We start from the raw sequence: 17,114 nt of genomic DNA, 5'->3' as shown, positions 1-17,114 counted from the left end.
CCTCTTTTTTAATAAACATATCGAGGGAGGGCATACGGAATGTTCAGGTACATATGCAAGCGCATTGTGTATTTGCTGATTACCCTGTTAATCATTTTAACAACAACCTTTTTCCTGATGAAAAAACTGCCCGGCACGCCGTTCGATTCGGAACGCTTTTCCCTGCTTCCGCCGGAGCAGCAGACGCAGATGCTGGAAAAATACGGGCTGAATGACCCGGTAATCGTGCAGTACGGAAAATATATCTTGAATGTGGCGAAAGGGGATTTCGGAACCTCGTTTTTCTACTCGGGGCAGCCGGTTTCCGGCGTTATTCTGGGGCGGATCGGCCCCTCGGCCCTGATCGGTCTTCAGGCGATCCTGATCGGCCTCTCCATCGGCCTGATTCTGGGGATTATCGCCGCGTGGCGGCATAACAGCGGAATCGATTATTTCACCATGGTGATCGCCGTTCTGGGCGTGTCGGTTCCGAACTTCGTCGCCGCGGCGCTGCTGCAATATTTTATCGGCCTGAAATGGGGAATCCTCCCCGTGGCTTTCTGGGAAAGCTGGAAATGTTCCATTCTGCCCTCCGTTGCGCTTTCGTTCAGCGTTACCGCCATGATCGCGCGCTTTATGCGCACGGAAATGCTGGATGTGCTGGAACAGGATTATATCGTTACCGCCAAGGCGAAGGGCCTGAACCAGTTTAAAGTCCTGATGCGGCACGCGGTGCGCAACTCGATCATTCCGGTTGTAACCATCCTTGGCCCGATTGTGGTCAACCTGCTCACCGGTTCCCTTGCGGTCGAAAATATTTACAGTATTCCCGGCATCGGCAGCCTGTTTGTGGATTCCATCAAGACAAACGACTATTCAACGATTATGGGGATTACCGTCTTTTACAGCTCGTTCTACATTTTTGTGATGCTGGTTGTCGACGTCCTTTATTCGGTCATTGACCCGCGGATTCGCCTGGCATCCAACGGAAAGGGGGATTAACAAATGACGAAAACAGAAATCCCTCAGGAACTGTTTGTCAAAGCGGAGGTGGACAAGGAAGCAAGGGAGCATATCGCCCGCCCCAACCTGACGGCTTTTCAGGACGGCTGGCTGCGCCTGAAAAAGAACAAAGCGGCTGTTTGCAGCCTGTTTATTCTCATCATCGTGATTCTTCTTGCCCTGTTCGGCCCGGTTTTCGCAAAGCATACCTTCTTCGATACCGATTATTCGCAGATTTATAAATCCCCAAGCGCCGCCTATCCCTTCGGCACAGACCAGTTCGGGCGCGACCAGTGGGCGCGTATCTGGCAGGGCACGCGGATTTCGCTTCTGATCGCGTTTACCGCCGCGTTCATCGATTTGTTTATCGGCGTAACGTTCGGCGCAGTGTCGGCGCTGTTCGGCGGCAAGGTGGACGCGGTGATGCAGCGGATCATCGAAGTCCTTGTCGGCGTTCCGCAGCTCATTATCGTCATCCTTTTAATGATGGTGATGCCCGCCGGAATCTGGACGATTGTTCTGGCGCTATCCATTACCGGCTGGGTCAACATGGCGCGCCTGGTGCGCGCGCAGATTCTGAAGCTGAAAAGTCAGGAATTTGTTCTGGCCGCCCGGGTACTGGGCACCAGCAACCGGGAAATTATCCTAAAACACCTCATTCCGAATACGGTCGGCGTGATTGTCATCAACGCCATGTTCGACATTCCGTCGGCGATTTTTACCGAAGCGTTTTTAAGCTTTATCGGAATCGGTCTGGCCGAACCGAATGCCTCGCTGGGCGTTCTGATCAACAACGGGTATCACGTTTTGCAGAATTTCCCGTATCTGCTGATCTTCCCCGCTCTGGTCATTATTTTAATCATGGTTTGCTTCAGTATCCTGGGTGACGGGCTCCGCGACGCGCTCGACCCCAGAATGAGACAGTGAGGAGGGCCGCAATGAGCAGTTTATTGGAAGTAGAAAATCTGAATGTACATATCAAGACGCAGCTCGGGATTGTAAAGGCTGTGCGCGGCGTAAGCTTCTCGCTCCAGAAAGGCGAAACCCTCGCCATTGTGGGCGAATCCGGTTCGGGAAAATCCATTACCGTAAAGGGAATTATGGGACTTTTGCCCAACAACGGCAAAATCGCGGAAGGCACGGTTTTCATGGAAGGGAAAGAGCTTTCCAAGCTGCCGGAGCGCGAAATGCAGAAAATCCGCGGCGAGGATATTTCCATGATCTTTCAGGACCCGATGACTTCGCTGAATCCGACCATGACCGTCGGCAAGCAGATTATGGAGGTCCTTCACGAACATCACCCCGAATTTTCCAAAGAAACGCTGAAGGAAAAGGCGATCGAGCAGATTCGGCTGGTTGGGCTTTCGAATCCGGAAACCCGGTTCGGGCAGTACCCCCACCAGCTTTCCGGCGGAATGCGTCAGCGCGTAATCATTGCGATCGCGCTTGCCTGCAACCCGAAAATCCTGATTGCGGACGAGCCGACTACCGCGCTCGACGTTACCATTCAGGCGCAGATTCTGGATTTAATGAAGGAATTGCAGGGGAAAATCGATACATCCATTATATTGATTACGCATAACCTCGGCGTGGTTGCCAATATTGCGGACCGCGTGGCCGTTATGTACGGCGGCAAGCTGGTGGAAACCGGAAACCTGCGCGATGTGTTTTATCAGACCGCCCACCCGTATACGAAGGGCCTTTTGGCTTCCATCCCGAAGCTGCACGAGCATAACCAGCAGCTCTTTTCCATCCCGGGCACGCCGCCCGACCTGATGGACCCGCCGAAGGGCTGTCCTTTCGCCGCCCGCTGCCCGCACACGATGAAGGTGTGCGAGGCATATATGCCGGAATACACCTGTCTTTCCGAAACGCATAAAGCCGCCTGCTGGCTTTTGGACGAGCGCGCGAAGGAGCAGGGAAAGGACGGTGCGGACAATGCCTGAGGAAAAAGTGATTTTACAGGTGAAGAACCTGAAACGGTATTTTAACGTAGGAAAAAATCAGACGCTGAAAGCGGTGGACGACGTCAGCTTTTCCATTTACCGCGGGGAAACCTTCGGTCTGGTCGGGGAATCCGGCTGCGGAAAATCGACGCTGGGCCGCACGATCATCCGGCTTTACGGCGCCACCGGCGGCAGCGTTCGGTTCGACGGCGCCGACGTACACGGCAAAATGAGCGCCGCGCAGAGCCACGAGCTTTCCCGCCGGATGCAGATGATCTTTCAGGACCCGTACGCTTCCCTGAATCCTCGCATGAAGGTCATGGATATCATCGCGGAGGGAATCGACGCGCATCACCTTGCCAAATCCGCGCAGGAGCGCGCCCAGATGGTGGTTGACCTTCTGGAGGTCGTCGGTTTGCAGGAGGAACACGCCAACCGTTTCCCGCATGAATTTTCGGGCGGGCAGCGCCAGCGTATCGGCATCGCCCGCGCGCTCGCGGTGAATCCCGATTTCGTGATCGCGGACGAACCGATTTCCGCGCTGGATGTTTCTATTCAGGCGCAGGTTATCAACCTGCTGAAAAAATTGCAGGAAGAACGGAAGCTGACGTACCTGTTCATCGCGCACGACCTTTCCATGGTAAAGTATATCAGCGACCGCGTGGGGGTTATGTACCTCGGCAGCATGGCCGAGCTGGCGGAAAGCAGGGAACTGTTTGACAATCCGCTCCACCCCTACACGCAGGCCCTGCTTTCCGCAATTCCGCTTCCGGACCCGGATCTGGAGCAGTCCCGCAGCCGTGTGCCGCTGCAGGGCTCCATCCCCAGCCCGATCAATCTGCCGGAATGCTGCCACTTCTGCTCCCGCTGCCCGAAGGCGACGGAGCAGTGCCGGAAAGAGGCGCCGAAGATGGTCGAGGTGAAGCCGGGCCATTTTGTTGCCTGTCACTTGATGAAATCCCCGCAGGCTTAACAGAATATTAGGATATGTTAAGATATATGGTGTGCAAGGAGGATATGGATATGAGTTTTTCACAGGCGCTTCGGGATACGGTTCACCGGAAGTTTATGGAAACCCGGGCCACCCTGGGGCATGGCGGCGAGGGAATTTGCGAGCGGATGCGGGATTGCGGCGAAGACGAACGCACCGTTCTGGAATTTTTCTACAGCACCATGCCCGCAAGCGATATCGGCGACTATGATTTTTCCCTTTATCAAAAATTTGCGCGGTTCGGCCTTTCCGCTTGGGAAAATCCTTTTTGGGAAAGCCGGATTCCGGAAGATATTTTCCTGAATTATGTGCTTTCCTACCGTATTAATAATGAAGCGATTGCGGACTGCCGCCCGCTTTTCCGAAAAGAACTCTCCGAACGGGTTCGCGGAAAAAGCATGAAGGAGGCCGCGCTGGAGGTCAATATCTGGTGCGCCGAGCACGTCACCTATCAGGCGACGGACGACCGTACCGTTTCGCCGCTTACCGTTATGAAATCCTCTTACGGGCGCTGCGGCGAGGAATCCACCTTCGCGGTAACCGCCCTGCGCAGCGTCGGGATTCCGGCGCGCCAGATTTACGCGCCCCGCTGGGCGCACTGCGATGACAACCATGCCTGGGTAGAAGTCTGGTGCGACGGGGACTGGTATTTCCTCGGCGCGTGTGAGCCGGAGCCGGTTTTAAACCGCGGATGGTTCACCGAAGCCGCGGCGCGCTCCATGCTGATGACCTGCAAGGCGTTCCTGCCGTCAAAGGACGAAGAGGAGGTCACCCGCGACGGCTGCACCCTCTATTTAAATGAACTCAAACGCTACGCGGAAAAGCGCCGCTTTACGGTTACGGTGAAAAATCCGGAGCCGCTCGCCGATGTTACGGTTCACTTTGAACTTTTAAACGGTTCGGAGTTTTCGCCCATCGCTTCCGTAAAAACGGATGAAGCGGGCCGCGCGGCCGTAACGCTCGGCTTCGGCAGCATTCATATTCACGCGGTGAAGGACGGGCGTTTTGCCGAAGTTTTTGTCGACACGGAAGAAACCGATTCGATCGAAATCGACTTTACCCGCGCGGTTTCCGCAGAGCCGGACGCGCAGGAAGATTTTGTTTTCCGCGCGCCGAAGGACAGCTCCCGCAATTTTATCGCGCTGACGGAGGAGCAGAAGGAAGCAAGGCGGAAGATCATCGGCGAAGCCGACCGGAAGCGCAAGGAGTACGCCGCCGGATTCTATCAGAAAGATAAGGCGGAAACGCTTGCCACCCGTTTCGCGCATCCGGAAGAAGTGCGGGCGCTTCTGAAATCGGCCGAGGGCAATTTCCCGGAGGTTTACGATTTCCTGTCCATGGACTTCGGGGAGAAAAACCGGGAGCTTCCGATAAAAATGCTTCACTCTTTAATGAAAAAGGATCTTCGCGACGTTCGCGCCGCGGTTCTTGCGGAACATTTCCGCGAAGCGCTTCCCTATCGTAAAAATTTCCCGGACAATCTTTTTGTACCTTATATTCTGTGCCCGCGCGTGTATCTGGAACAGCTTTCCGAATACCGGACCTTCCTTTCGGGCCTGTTTGACGAACCCACGGCGGAATCCTTCCGTGCCGACCCCAAAAACATTTGGGCGTATGTCGGAAAATATCAGGTCAGTCCGGACAGGCAGAGCGAGCGCCTGACCGCCACGCCCGTGTGCGTTGTGCGCACCGGCCAGGGCGGGGAACTCGACCGCAGGGTGCTGTTTACCGCGATCTGCCGCACGCTGGGCATCCCCGCGCGTTTGAATCCGGTGGACATGGTTCCCCAGTATTACCGTGACGGAGCGTTCCGCGACGCGCAGGAAAAAGCGAAAAACGGGGAAGAGGCAAAGGTTACCCTGCTGGGCGGCGGGGAAAAATGGGCGTATCTGCACAACTGGACGCTGGCTGTGCTGAATCATGGCGAGTACCGGACGCTGGACCTTACCGACGCCGCGTGGGCAGACGGAAAGCTTGCGCTGAGCCTGAAGCCGGGCGCGTACCGCCTGCTGACTTCCAGCCGCACGCCGAACGGAAACCAGTTCGCGAAGAAATACTGCTTCCGGTTAAGCGCGGGGGACGAAAAGGAACTTTCGATTGAACTGTGCAAAACGGAGATCAGCGACCTGATTCAGGATATCCCGCTTCCAGCATTCCGGATTGATAATGATCGGAACGAGGCCGTTCCGGCGGATTCCGTAATCGGCGGGGGAACCGCGCTGGTTGTCTGGCTGGAAGAAGGCCGGGAACCCACCGAGCATATTTTGAATGAGTTTATGGAAGCAAAGGACGCGCTGGGCGCCGCCGACTGCCGGATTCTGTTCCTTATCCGCGACGGCGCCGCGTGGAAGAACGCAACCTTCATAAAGGCGAAGGAGGCCATTCCCGCCGCTTTGGTGCGCCGCGCCGACTTTTCGGAAACCGCGGTCCCCATGGCCCGCAGGATGTTCGTCGACCCCGACAAGCTGCCCCTTGCTATTGTTGCGCGCAGCGGGCGCGGCGTGTATGCCTCCAGCGGCTATAATGTGGGAATTGCCGATTTGCTTCTCAAGATAATCGAGGCCGCGAACAAACAGGCCTGACGGTTCTGCGGCAAGCTGGTCACAAAAACGCATAACCGTTCGTGGTTATGCGTTTTTTTCAGCCTGAATTTTGTAGTATCTATATTCCGGTCAGTCATTATTGACAAAGTATCCCAATGTTTTTGATGATTTTATATAAAATCCATTAACAAAAAGAACGAAAAAGGGTGAATATTAACCTTGCACTTTTGCACAAATGTGACTATTATATTATCTGTGTCTGTTGTTAAAAGCAACATTAATATATTTTTTTGGAGCACAATGTAGGACAAATACTTGAATTTTTTGGAGAATCCTTCCTTTTCCTATATTATGCTCTGTGCATTCCGCATGAAAATGCGGGGGAATAAGTTCAAGGGAGAAACGGTGGTAATTATGGAAATGATAGCAACCCTAATGGTCTTTCCTTTTCTCGCTGCTTTGCTGATTGCCTGCGCAAAGCCGGGCAAGCTGCGGGACGGGCTCATTTTTTGCAGCAGCATCGTGATTGTTGCAACGGTTTTGCTGCTCTGCATCAATGTGCTGCAAGGCGGAAAAACGCAATCCTATCTTATGGAAACACAGATGCTCGACCGGATTTTTCTGATCGCGGAGCTCGGTTTGATGGGTCTGGTGTTTTACTACGGCATCCGGTATAAAAGGTATTATATCCTTCTGCTGTCCGCCGCAGGAACGCTTCCTGTTGTGTGGATGGAATTTGCCGGCCGCGGCGCACAGGGCGGGGACCACATTGTAGTGGATTACCTGACCCTGATTATGTGCCTTGTCGTCGGCGTGGTCGGCAGCCTGATCTGCGTATACGCGATCGGGTATATCAAGGATTACCATAAACATCATACGGAGTATAAGGATCGGTCCTCGTTCTTCCTTTCCATGCTGTTTGTCTTCATGGGCGCGATGTTCGGGCTGATCTTCTCCAGCAACCTTACCTGGATCTATTTCTTCTGGGAAGTCACAACCTTCTGCTCGTTTTTGCTCATCGGCTACACCCAAACGGAGGAAGCGATCAACAATTCCTTCCGCGCCCTCTGGATGAACCTTCTGGGCGGCCTGGGCTTCGCCTGCGCGATTCTGTACAGCTCCATGGCGCTGCATATTGCGAATCTTCAGGATCTGGTCGCCGCGGCCGCGAATAACAAAGCGGTGATCATTCCGGTGACCCTTCTGGCCTTTGCGGCAATGACAAAAAGCGCGCAGATGCCGTTTTCCCGCTGGCTTCTCGGCGCAATGGTCGCGCCTACGCCGACTTCGGCTCTGCTGCACTCGGCAACCATGGTAAAAGCCGGCGTTTATCTTCTCATCCGCCTGTCACCCGCCCTCTACGGCAACCTTGCCGGGGTCATGGTGACGAGCATCGGCGGCTTCACCTTCTTTGCGGCTTCGCTGCTTGCCATTTCACAGAGCGACGGCAAAAAGGTTCTTGCCTATTCCACCATTTCCAACCTGGGGCTGATTGCCGCCTGCGCGGGCGTCGGACTGCATCAGGCGGTCTGGGCCGCAATCCTTCTGCTGGTGTTCCACGCGGTATCCAAATCCCTGCTGTTCGTTTCCGTCGGTGCGGTGGAAAACATCACCGGCAGCCGCAATATTGAAGACATGCACGGCCTGATCGTACGTCTTCCGAAGCTGGCGTTCGTTATGATCGTCGGTATCTGCGGCATGTTCCTTGCCCCGTTCGGAATGCTGATTTCCAAATGGGCCGCGTTAAAGGCGTTCGTCGATTCCAAGAGCGTCTGGCTCGTTCTGTTCCTGATCTTCGGAAGCGCGAGCACGCTGTTCTACTGGGGCAAATGGCTCGGCAAACTGGTTGCCGTTATCCATCGCTCCGCGCAGCTCAAGGATACCGTGCGCAAGAGCGAGAAAGGCTCCATTTACACGCTGACTTTCCTCGTTATCGCGCTCTGCATTTCGTTCCCGGTATTTTCCAATATCTTTGTTGAACCGTTCCTGTCCCAGACGTTCCACGACACCATCGGGGCGATTATCAGCAGCAGCGATCTCAACGTTATGCTTCTGATGCTGTGTATGATCGTCATCCTTCCGGTTACGGTCCGCCTGCTTACGTTCGGCAAAGCGAATAAAAGGGTCATCTCCTATATGGCCGGTGTCAATGAGGGCGATGACCGCACGTTTGTCGACTCTTTCGGGCATGAAAAATCCATGTACCTTGCCAACTGGTATATGGACGATTATTTCGGCGAAAAGAAGCTTTTAAAACCGTCGCTTGTTTTGGCTTCCGCTATTATGACGATTCTTATGATTATTGTGATTGGAGGTGCAATTTAATATGATGTTTCTGAAAATTGCACTGTATCTGATCTTGGCGCCGCTGATCGGCGGCCTTCTCTCCGGGATCGACCGGAAAATCAGCGCGCGGTTTCAGGGCCGTCAGGGCCCGCCGCTTCTCCAGCCTTTTTACGACCTTTTCAAGCTGTTTGAAAAGCAGGCCCTCGTGGTAAACGGCGTTCAGGATTTCTTTGTCGGCGGCTATTTCGTCTTTATCCTGTTCACCGGCTGCCTGTTTTTCGTGGGCGGCGACCTGCTGCTCGTGTGCTTCGCGCTGACGCTGGCGGAGGTTTTCCTTATGATGGCGGCCTGCTCCGCAAACTCCCCGTACAGCGCCATGGGCTCGCAGAGAGAGCTTTTGCAGATGATGGCCTATGAGCCGATGCTCCTTCTTACCGCCATCGGGTTCTATATTGCGACGGGAAGCTTTATGGTCGATGATATCGCCAAAAGCAGCGTTTCCCCCATTGCGTATCTGCCCGGTATGTTTTTCGGGTTTCTGTATATCTTAACCATTAAGTTCCGCAAATCTCCGTTTGATATCAGTACCTCCCACCATGCGCATCAGGAAATGGTAAAGGGAATTACAACGGAGCTTTCCGGCAATATTCTGGCGCTTGTGGAGCTTGCCGTCTGGTACGAGGACGTTCTGCTCCTCGGCATCGTCGGCCTGTTTATCGTCAATATGCAGTGGTGGAGCTTTCTGATTGCCGCCGTGGTCTGCCTCTTCGCGTATATTCTGGAAACTTTTGTAGACAATCTGTTCCCCCGCGTAAAGTGGAACAGTATGCTGAAATCTACCTGGCTGGTAACGCTGATTGCGGGCGGAGTCAATCTGTTGATTCTGACGCTTGTACATTAAGGGAGGTGCGTGAAAAATGAATATTTCAAAGTCACCGTGGCTTTTGCATTATGACGGTTCGAGCTGCAACGGCTGCGACATAGAAGTCCTCGCCTGTACAACCCCGGTTTACGACGTGGAGCGTTTCGGCGTTATAAACACCGGAAACCCGAAGCACGCCGATATCTTTCTGATTACCGGCGGCATCAACAGCCAGAACAGAGAAGTCGTGAAACAGCTTTATTCCCAGATGCCGGACCCGAAGGTCGTTGTCGCCGTGGGAATCTGCGCGTGCGACGGCGGTATCTTTAAGGACTGCTACAATATCCTCGGCGGCGTCGACAAGGTCATCCCCGTGGATATCTATGTGCCGGGCTGCGCCGCGAAGCCGGAATCCATTATCGACGGCGTGGTCAAGGCGGTCGGCCTTCTGGACAAAAAACGCGCGGAAATGAAAGCAAACGCGTCTGTTTCACATAAGGAGGATTAAGCATGCCGGAAAATATTATTATCCCCATTTCCCCCGACTCCCTTTTGGAGGAAGTCCTGAAAATGAAAAACAGCGAATGCCGTCTGGTGCAGATTTGCTCCGTGAGACTGGAGGAAGGCTACGAATTATCCTATTCCTTCGGAAAAGACTATGATTTGTACAACCTGCGCTTTACCATCGGTGACGACGAAGAAATTCCGAGTATCACCAATATTTACCCGACAGCCTTCTTGTATGAAAACGAGATACACGATCTTTTCGGCGTACAGATCAAAATGATTTCCGTTGATTATCAGGGTACCCTTTACCGTACCGATAAGAAAACGCCTTTTAAATAACGTAAGGAGGGATACCAGATGTCTAAACGCAGCATCGTACCGTTCGGACCGCATCATCCGGTTCTGCCGGAGCCGATTCATCTGGACTTGGTACTGGAAGACGAAAAAGTGGTGGAGGCGGTGCCGTCCATCGGCTTTATTCACAGAGGTCTTGAAAAACTGGTTGAAAAGAAAGATTTTAACGAATATGTATATGTTGCAGAACGTATCTGCGGAATCTGCAGCTTTATGCACGGAATGGGCTACTGCGAAGCGGTGGAGCATGTTATGGGCGTGGAAATCCCGCCCCGTGCGAAATACCTTCGCACCATCTGGTGCGAAATGTCCCGCCTGCACAGCCACCTGATGTGGCTCGGCCTTCTGGCGGACGCGTTCGGCTTTGAAAGCCTGTTCATGCAATCCTGGCGGATGCGCGAAAAAATACTGGATATGTTTGAAGCTTCCACGGGCGGCCGCGTGATTTTCTCCGTGAATAAAATCGGCGGCGAGATGAAAGACATGGACGGCGATATGCTGAAAGGGTTCCTGAAGATTCTAAACGAGATAGAAAAAGAGCTTCGGGAGCTTTCCAAAACCTTCCTGGATAACAAAGCGGTGAACTCCCGTCTGCAGGGCGTCGGCTTCTTGACAAAACAGCAGGCGCACGACCTTGGCACGGTCGGCCCGTTCATGCGCGCCAGCGGCATCGACCGCGACACCCGCAACATGGGCTACGCCGCTTATTCCGATATCGATTTTGAAACGATTACCAGCAACGCGGGCGACAGCTATGCCCGTACCGAAGTCCGTATCAAGGAACTGTTCCAGTCCATCGACATTATCCGCCAGGCGGTTGAAAAAATCCCGTCCGGCGAAATCGCGGTTCCCGTAAAGGGCTTCCCGGACGGCGAATATTTCATGCGCGTGGAGCAGCCGCGCGGCGAGGCGGTTTATTATGTAAAGGGCAACGGAACGAAATTTCTCGACCGTGTCCGCGTGCGCACCCCAACGTTCGCCAACCTGCCGGGGATGCTCGAAACCTTGAAAGGCTCCCAGCTTGCCGACGTTCCGATCCTGATTCTCACGATCGATCCGTGCATCAGCTGTACCGAAAGGTGATGAAATTATGAAATTACTCACATTTGCAAAAACGGAGCTGCACAACCTGTTTTCCAAGCCGGCCACCCGGCTGTATCCCCAGGAGCCGCGGGTTTACCCCGAGCGCACCAGGGGCCATGTGGAAAACGATATGGATGTCTGCGTTTTCTGCGGGCTCTGCTCGAAAAAATGCCCCACCGGGGCCATTATCGTGGACCGTGCGGCAAAAACCTGGTCCATTAAGCGGTTCAGCTGCATCCAGTGCGGCTACTGCGTGGCAAGCTGCCCCAAAAAGTGTATCAGCATGCGCCCCGACTATACCCAGCCGGCCGGCGAAAAATCAACGGAAACTTTTACACAGGCACCGAAGGATGACCAGAGCGCGTCGTAATTCCAGCTGCCACATCTCACAGGTAAGGAGTTAGACTCATGCATGATTATCATAAGGCAGCCGACTTCTTAAAGCCGGCCTTTGGCAACGCGGCCGGAACCGGAAAAAACAGGGTTACCGAAATCAACGTTCTTGCCGGCGAAGATTCCGGAACTTCCGGAGAAAACATTCCGCTCTGTTTTGCGTGTACGCCGTTTCGCTTCGGCTCCCCCAAACTCCACACCGTGGGCGGGCCGGGCCAAACAGGCCGTGAAATAAAAACGGAAGGCATTTTGGCCGCATGACGGTTTTCATAACCGTTTTCGGCATTGTGCAGGGTGTGGGTTACCGTCCGTTTGTTGCCGCGCAGGCAAAGGAGCTCGGCGTAAAGGGCTGGGTGCGCAACTGCGGTGGAATTGTGCAGATTACCGCCTCGGGCGATCCGGAAACGGTGGAAGGCTTTGTCCGCCGTCTGCACGAAAAGCGGCCGGAAGGTGCGCAGGTAGAGCGCGTAACCGTAAAGCCGCAGCCGGAAGAACCGTTTGACGAATTCCGCATCGATTTAAGCGGAAAATGCAAGGGCCATACGGGGGAAGCGCCGGTGATCCCGCCGGACCTTCCCATGTGTGAAAGCTGCAAAAAAGAATTACAGAACCCAAAAGACAGGCGTTACCGCTATCCGTTTATCAGCTGCGCCTCCTGCGGGCCGCGATACAGTATTATGAATACGCTTCCCTATGACCGCGGTACAACGACGATGCAGGACTTTGCCATGTGCCCCTCCTGTGAAAAGGAATACCAAGCGGGCCGCAGATGCCATGCACAGACGATTTCCTGCCATGACTGCGGCCCGCAGCTTATTTTACGGGACCAGGGCATGGTTTGGGAGAAGGAGGAAGCCTTTGCAAAAGCGGCCGACCTCATTCGGAACGGCGGAGTCCTCGCCGTAAAGGGCGTCGGCGGATATCAGTTCGTCTGTACCCCCGACAAGGAGGACGCGGTGGAACGGCTGCGGCTTTTGAAGGGCAGGGAGAAAAAGCCCTTTGCCGTCATGTTCCCGTCGGTTGAAGCCATCCGCGCGCACTGTAGCGTAAGCGATGAAGAGGAAACGCTGTTAAAGTCGGTTGCAAGGCCGATTGTTTTGCTGCGGATAACGGAAAAGCTGTTCTGCCCGCAGGTCAGCGGGGAAAGCCGGTTCCTCGGCGCGTTTCTGCCCTGTACCGGCCTTCATCAGCTTTTAACGGATACCCTCGGCCCGCTGGTTGTTACAAGCGGCAATTTTACCTCGGAGCCGATTCTTTACCGGGACGAAGAACTGCTGAAAGTGGATTCCCCGTTCCTTTCCGGCGTGCTTTACCATACGCGCCGGATTCTGTCGCCGCTGGATGATTCCGTTGCGCGGGTTTTTGAAGGAACTCCGCAGGTCATCCGCCGCAGCAGGGGCTATGTCCCCCTTCCGCTTCTTTTCGCCCGGCGCGCGGGAAAACCGGTTCTCGCCATGGGCGGCGATCTGAAAAGCAGCTTCTGCCTTTTAAAGGGCGACCGCGCCTATGTAAGCCAGTACTTCGGGGATATGGAAAATTATCAGGTCAGCCGGAATTACCGCAACGGCCTGAAACATATGGAGCGCCTTTTGCGGATCGAGCCGCTTTCGGTGGCCTGTGATATGCATCCCGGCTACCATACGACAGCCTTCGGCGAAGACCTTGCCTTACGGATTACCGCGGCGGGGCCGCTGAAATTCCAGCACCACCACGCGCACGCAGCCTCCGTTATGGCGGAGCATCATCTGGACGGCTGTATCGGCGTTGTGTTCGACGGCACCGGTTACGGCACGGACGGCACGGTCTGGGGCGGCGAATTCCTGCTTTGCAGCGGCGCGGACTTCGAGCGCCGGGCGCACCTGCGGAGCGTTCCGCTTTGCGGCGGCGACGCGGTGGCGAAAAACGCCGTGCTTGCCGCGGACTGCTACCGCTGCGCGGCGGGCGAAGCGCTGGGCAGCCCCCGCTTCGAAATGGTGCAGGCGGCGATCAAGCATCGGATTAATACACAGGACAGCTCCAGCATGGGCAGGCTGTTCGACGCGGTAAGCGCGCTGCTCGGCATCCGGGAGGAAAACAGCTACGAGGGCGAATGCGCCATCGCGCTGGAAAACGCGGCGGCCGCGGCGAAAGATGCCGGAAAAGCACCTCTATTTTTGGAATTCCCGATTCTGGAAAAAGAAAACGGAGAAATGGTGGTCGATCAGGTGAGCCTGATCAGCCAGCTTCTTGAAACGGTGCGCGCGGACGGGGATAAAGACCGGATTGCGCTGGGATTTCACGAGGCGCTGTCCGATGCGGTGCTGGCCGTCTGCCGGAAAATCCGCGCAAAGAGCGGCGAAAAGCGCGTTGCGCTGAGCGGCGGCGTGTTTGCAAATCTCATTCTATTGCACCAATGTTATCATAAACTAATAGAGAACGGTTTTTGCGTGTTCCTGAACAACGCCGTCCCGAGCAACGACGGGGGCGTATGCCTGGGGCAGGCGTGGCTTGCCGCGGTAACGCAGCAGGAAGGTTCTGAATAAATGATAGTCCCGTCCTTTTTGCGGATGAAGGACGGAAGCTTTTCGCAATCCGCGGGGAATGGTGATCATTATGTGTGTTGCGCTGCCGGGCAAAGTGCTGAAAACCAACGGGAGAACCGCAACGGTGGATTTTAACGGAAATACGGTGGAAGCGGAGGCCGGTCTGGTGAAAATCAAACCGGGCGACCGCGTTCTGGTTCATGCGGGCTGTATTTTGCAGGTTCTTTCCGAGGAAGAAAGCAATTCCATTGAAGAACTGTTAAAGGAAATAGAAGAGCTATGACGGATATCCACTCTTATTTAAAAAATTACGACGGCCCGCCGGTTCGGCTGATGGAGGTCTGCGGAACGCATACCGCGCAGATTTCCCGCTGCGGAATCGTCAGTATGCTGTCCCCTTCCATCCATATGATTTCCGGGCCGGGATGCCCCGTCTGCGTAACGGTTACAGCGTATATCGACCGTTTGGTAAAGCTTTGCATGGAACCGGAAAACGTGGTCGTTTCCTTCGGCGATATGCTGCGCGTAAAGGGCAGCCATAAAAATCTGAACGACGCGAAAGCGGAGGGCGGCCGTGTCCGCATGGTTTATTCCCCGCAGGACGCCCTGAAAATGGCTGTCGCCGACCCGAAGCATACCTATATTTTCGCGGCGGTCGGGTTTGAAACCACCGCTCCGGTTTACACCATGCTTTTGGAGGAAGCGGAGGCAAGCGGCGTAAAAAATCTGAAAATTCTGACTTCGCTGAAAACCATGCCGCCGGTCATCGACTGGATCTGCGAAAATCAGGGCGGCGTGGACGGCTTTTTAGCGCCCGGCCATGTCAGCGTGATTACCGGCAGCCGCGCGTTTGCGCCGCTTGCCGAAAAATACGGCATCCCGTTCGCGGTTGCGGGTTTCGAGGGCGAGCAGATTCTGGCGGCGATTTACGCGCTGGTGAAAAAGCGCGGCAAAGGCGAAGTCATGAACCTGTATCCTTCGGCGGTTACGGAGGAAGGAAATGTGTCTGCGCAGCGCATGGTGGAGAAATACTTTGAGCCCTGCGACGCCGCGTGGCGCGGAATGGGCACCATCCCCGCCTCCGGCATTATTCTGCGCGGGGAATACGCCCGTTACGACGCGGGCAGCGCGGGTTTGAACGAAGACTGCGGCGCGAACGCGAACTGCCGGTGCGCCGAGGTGCTCACCGGCGCGATTTCCCCGCTGGAATGCCCGCTCTTCGGTTCCTGCTGTAACCCGCAGTCCCCGCAGGGCGCCTGCATGGTTTCCATGGAGGGAAGCTGTTATAACTATTATGTAAATACGAGGAAAGTGTAATGAAGATTACCATGGCGCACGGCAGCGGCGGAAAATCGACCTCGGAGCTGATTGCCGCTGTCTTTGAGAAAAATTTTCATAATCCCGTTCTTGCCAGAATGGAAGATTCGGCCGTCGTGCCCGGAGCGGAACGCATTGCCGTTACAACCGACAGCTTTGTTGTAACGCCCCTGTTCTTCCCCGGCGGGGATATCGGGCGGCTGTGCATCTGCGGCACGGTTAACGACCTTCTGATGTCCGGGGCGAAGCCGCGCTACCTTACCTGCGGTTTTATTCTGGAGGAGGGCGCGGATACCGATCAACTGCAAAAAATTGCGGCCTCCATGGCGGAAACCGCAAAGGAAGCCGGGGTCAGTATCGTCGCGGGCGACACCAAGGTTGTGGAAGGCCAGGGAGGGATTTATATTAATACGGCGGGCGTAGGCTTTGTTCCGGCGGGGACCGATCTTAGTTCGTCCTATTGTAAAAAAGGCGACGCCGTGCTGATTTCCGGAAATCTGGGCGACCACCACGCCGCGATTTTAAGCGAGCGGATGCAGATTAAGAATACGATTCTAAGCGACTGCGCGCCGCTTGGCGAAATGGTAAACGCCCTGCTGGAAGCGGGCGTGAAAGTCCGCACCATGCGCGACGTAACCCGGGGCGGGCTGGGAACCGTGCTGAATGAATTCGCCTCCGCTTCGAACTGCCGGATTGAGCTGATCGAGGAGAAGCTTCCGGTTTCGGCGCAGGTGCGCGGCTTCTGCGATATTCTGGGGCTTGACCCGCTTTATATGGGCAACGAGGGAAAGATGACGGTCGTCGTCGCACCCGAAGACGCGGAGAAGGCGCTCGCTTGCCTGAAAAACAGTAAGTACGGCGAGAATGCGGCGATCATCGGTTCCGTTCTGTCGCAGGGGCACGGCGAAGTACTGCTCCGCACGCCCATCGGCGGAACCCGAATTGTTACCGCGCTGTACGGCGAGGGGCTTCCGCGAATCTGCTAGGCAGGCGCACAGCACCGTTTAGCCGTTTCCCCCGCGCCGCAGGCGGTGCTCCTCCAACGGAAGGGTTGAGCTTTAACAACTTGAAAGTTTTGCTCAAGCTTTTTCAAAAGCTTGCAGGGTTTGGGGCAGCGCCCCATCGTTCCCCAGCCTTTAAACAGCGCAGGAAGGGAGCAGAAATAGTCCAGTGGACTGTTTCTGCGTGGGGAACCCTCGCAGGGGGTTCCCCGAAAGGTTGGAACTGCACTTTGCCTGATGTTTTCGGATAAGTCGAATCTATCCCTTTGCGCTCCATACTGAATTACAGTAATGATTTAGTCTGCCCTCAGGCCGGGCGGGCCCCTAC

Annotated in this window: 16 protein-coding genes; all 16 read left to right on the top strand. The window is 55.1% G+C overall.

What is annotated here, in order from left to right:
• Positions 1-39 precede the first annotated feature (39 nt).
• A complete protein-coding gene (locus tag OUY18_RS10340) occupies positions 40-981 on the top strand; it encodes an ABC transporter permease (RefSeq protein ID WP_268058709.1) in 942 nt (313 codons plus the stop codon).
• Positions 982-984: 3 nt separating this feature from the next.
• On the top strand, positions 985-1,908 hold the full coding sequence (locus OUY18_RS10335) for an ABC transporter permease (protein ID WP_268058708.1): 924 nt from the start codon (positions 985-987) through the stop codon (positions 1,906-1,908).
• Positions 1,909-1,919: 11 nt separating this feature from the next.
• On the top strand, positions 1,920-2,927 hold the full coding sequence (locus tag OUY18_RS10330) for an ABC transporter ATP-binding protein (protein WP_268058707.1): 1,008 nt from the start codon (positions 1,920-1,922) through the stop codon (positions 2,925-2,927).
• A complete protein-coding gene (locus OUY18_RS10325) occupies positions 2,920-3,900 on the top strand; it encodes an ABC transporter ATP-binding protein (RefSeq protein WP_268058706.1) in 981 nt (326 codons plus the stop codon). Before OUY18_RS10330 ends, OUY18_RS10325 begins: the two co-directional genes overlap by 8 nt.
• Positions 3,901-3,950: 50 nt before the next feature.
• A complete protein-coding gene (locus tag OUY18_RS10320) occupies positions 3,951-6,500 on the top strand; it encodes a transglutaminase domain-containing protein (RefSeq protein ID WP_268058705.1) in 2,550 nt (849 codons plus the stop codon).
• Positions 6,501-6,875: 375 nt separating this feature from the next.
• Positions 6,876-8,786 (top strand): NADH-quinone oxidoreductase subunit L, encoded by a 1,911-nt coding sequence (locus tag OUY18_RS10315; RefSeq protein ID WP_268058704.1) that lies wholly within the window; start codon positions 6,876-6,878, stop codon positions 8,784-8,786.
• 1 nt (position 8,787) lies between these two features.
• The gene (locus tag OUY18_RS10310; RefSeq protein WP_268058703.1) at positions 8,788-9,648 is read left to right on the top strand and encodes a respiratory chain complex I subunit 1 family protein; all 861 of its coding nucleotides are present in this window, start codon (positions 8,788-8,790) and stop codon (positions 9,646-9,648) included.
• A 16-nt stretch (positions 9,649-9,664) separates the two neighbouring features.
• Positions 9,665-10,117 (top strand): NADH-quinone oxidoreductase subunit B family protein, encoded by a 453-nt coding sequence (locus tag OUY18_RS10305; protein WP_268058702.1) that lies wholly within the window; start codon positions 9,665-9,667, stop codon positions 10,115-10,117.
• Positions 10,118-10,119: 2 nt separating this feature from the next.
• Complete coding sequence (locus tag OUY18_RS10300) at positions 10,120-10,455, top strand: NADH-quinone oxidoreductase subunit C (protein ID WP_268058701.1); 336 nt, start codon at positions 10,120-10,122, stop codon at positions 10,453-10,455.
• 18 nt (positions 10,456-10,473) lie between these two features.
• Positions 10,474-11,553 carry a nickel-dependent hydrogenase large subunit gene (locus OUY18_RS10295; protein WP_268058700.1) on the top strand — a complete coding sequence of 360 codons (1,080 nt, stop codon included), beginning with the start codon at positions 10,474-10,476 and terminating at the stop codon, positions 11,551-11,553.
• A 7-nt stretch (positions 11,554-11,560) separates the two neighbouring features.
• Positions 11,561-11,923 carry a 4Fe-4S binding protein gene (locus OUY18_RS10290; protein WP_268058699.1) on the top strand — a complete coding sequence of 121 codons (363 nt, stop codon included), beginning with the start codon at positions 11,561-11,563 and terminating at the stop codon, positions 11,921-11,923.
• Between the two features lie 38 nt (positions 11,924-11,961).
• The gene (locus tag OUY18_RS10285; protein ID WP_268058697.1) at positions 11,962-12,207 is read left to right on the top strand and encodes a hypothetical protein; all 246 of its coding nucleotides are present in this window, start codon (positions 11,962-11,964) and stop codon (positions 12,205-12,207) included.
• On the top strand, positions 12,204-14,468 hold the full coding sequence (gene hypF, locus OUY18_RS10280) for a carbamoyltransferase HypF (RefSeq protein ID WP_268058696.1): 2,265 nt from the start codon (positions 12,204-12,206) through the stop codon (positions 14,466-14,468). The genes OUY18_RS10285 and hypF overlap by 4 nt, the downstream gene beginning before the upstream one ends.
• Before the next feature lie 58 nt (positions 14,469-14,526).
• Positions 14,527-14,751 carry a HypC/HybG/HupF family hydrogenase formation chaperone gene (locus OUY18_RS10275; protein WP_268058695.1) on the top strand — a complete coding sequence of 75 codons (225 nt, stop codon included), beginning with the start codon at positions 14,527-14,529 and terminating at the stop codon, positions 14,749-14,751.
• Positions 14,748-15,785, top strand: coding sequence for a hydrogenase formation protein HypD (gene hypD / locus OUY18_RS10270; protein ID WP_268058694.1), 1,038 nt, complete (start codon positions 14,748-14,750; stop codon positions 15,783-15,785). Before OUY18_RS10275 ends, hypD begins: the two co-directional genes overlap by 4 nt.
• A complete protein-coding gene (gene hypE, locus OUY18_RS10265; protein WP_268058693.1) occupies positions 15,785-16,771 on the top strand; it encodes a hydrogenase expression/formation protein HypE in 987 nt (328 codons plus the stop codon). Before hypD ends, hypE begins: the two co-directional genes overlap by 1 nt.
• Positions 16,772-17,114 lie beyond the last annotated feature (343 nt).

It is taken from the genome of Caproiciproducens galactitolivorans (genome assembly GCF_026672255.1).
GTDB classification, from domain to species: Bacteria; Bacillota; Clostridia; order Oscillospirales; family Acutalibacteraceae; genus Caproiciproducens; species Caproiciproducens galactitolivorans_A.
Note: the sequence above shows the minus strand (reverse complement) of the source record. Positions and strands in the feature narration are given on the sequence as shown.

What these genes read in the sequence shown, in the direction of transcription:
- OUY18_RS10340 (WP_268058709.1), top strand. Translation starts at nt 40, where the DNA reads ATGTTCAGGTACATATGCAAGCGCATTGTGTATTTGCTGATTACCCTG.
- OUY18_RS10335 (WP_268058708.1), top strand. Translation starts at nt 985, where the DNA reads ATGACGAAAACAGAAATCCCTCAGGAACTGTTTGTCAAAGCGGAGGTG.
- OUY18_RS10330 (WP_268058707.1), top strand. Translation starts at nt 1,920, where the DNA reads ATGAGCAGTTTATTGGAAGTAGAAAATCTGAATGTACATATCAAGACG.
- OUY18_RS10325 (WP_268058706.1), top strand. Translation starts at nt 2,920, where the DNA reads ATGCCTGAGGAAAAAGTGATTTTACAGGTGAAGAACCTGAAACGGTAT.
- OUY18_RS10320 (WP_268058705.1), top strand. Translation starts at nt 3,951, where the DNA reads ATGAGTTTTTCACAGGCGCTTCGGGATACGGTTCACCGGAAGTTTATG.
- OUY18_RS10315 (WP_268058704.1), top strand. Translation starts at nt 6,876, where the DNA reads ATGGAAATGATAGCAACCCTAATGGTCTTTCCTTTTCTCGCTGCTTTG.
- OUY18_RS10310 (WP_268058703.1), top strand. Translation starts at nt 8,788, where the DNA reads ATGATGTTTCTGAAAATTGCACTGTATCTGATCTTGGCGCCGCTGATC.
- OUY18_RS10305 (WP_268058702.1), top strand. Translation starts at nt 9,665, where the DNA reads ATGAATATTTCAAAGTCACCGTGGCTTTTGCATTATGACGGTTCGAGC.
- OUY18_RS10300 (WP_268058701.1), top strand. Translation starts at nt 10,120, where the DNA reads ATGCCGGAAAATATTATTATCCCCATTTCCCCCGACTCCCTTTTGGAG.
- OUY18_RS10295 (WP_268058700.1), top strand. Translation starts at nt 10,474, where the DNA reads ATGTCTAAACGCAGCATCGTACCGTTCGGACCGCATCATCCGGTTCTG.
- OUY18_RS10290 (WP_268058699.1), top strand. Translation starts at nt 11,561, where the DNA reads ATGAAATTACTCACATTTGCAAAAACGGAGCTGCACAACCTGTTTTCC.
- OUY18_RS10285 (WP_268058697.1), top strand. Translation starts at nt 11,962, where the DNA reads ATGCATGATTATCATAAGGCAGCCGACTTCTTAAAGCCGGCCTTTGGC.
- hypF (WP_268058696.1), top strand. Translation starts at nt 12,204, where the DNA reads ATGACGGTTTTCATAACCGTTTTCGGCATTGTGCAGGGTGTGGGTTAC.
- OUY18_RS10275 (WP_268058695.1), top strand. Translation starts at nt 14,527, where the DNA reads ATGGTGATCATTATGTGTGTTGCGCTGCCGGGCAAAGTGCTGAAAACC.
- hypD (WP_268058694.1), top strand. Translation starts at nt 14,748, where the DNA reads ATGACGGATATCCACTCTTATTTAAAAAATTACGACGGCCCGCCGGTT.
- hypE (WP_268058693.1), top strand. Translation starts at nt 15,785, where the DNA reads ATGAAGATTACCATGGCGCACGGCAGCGGCGGAAAATCGACCTCGGAG.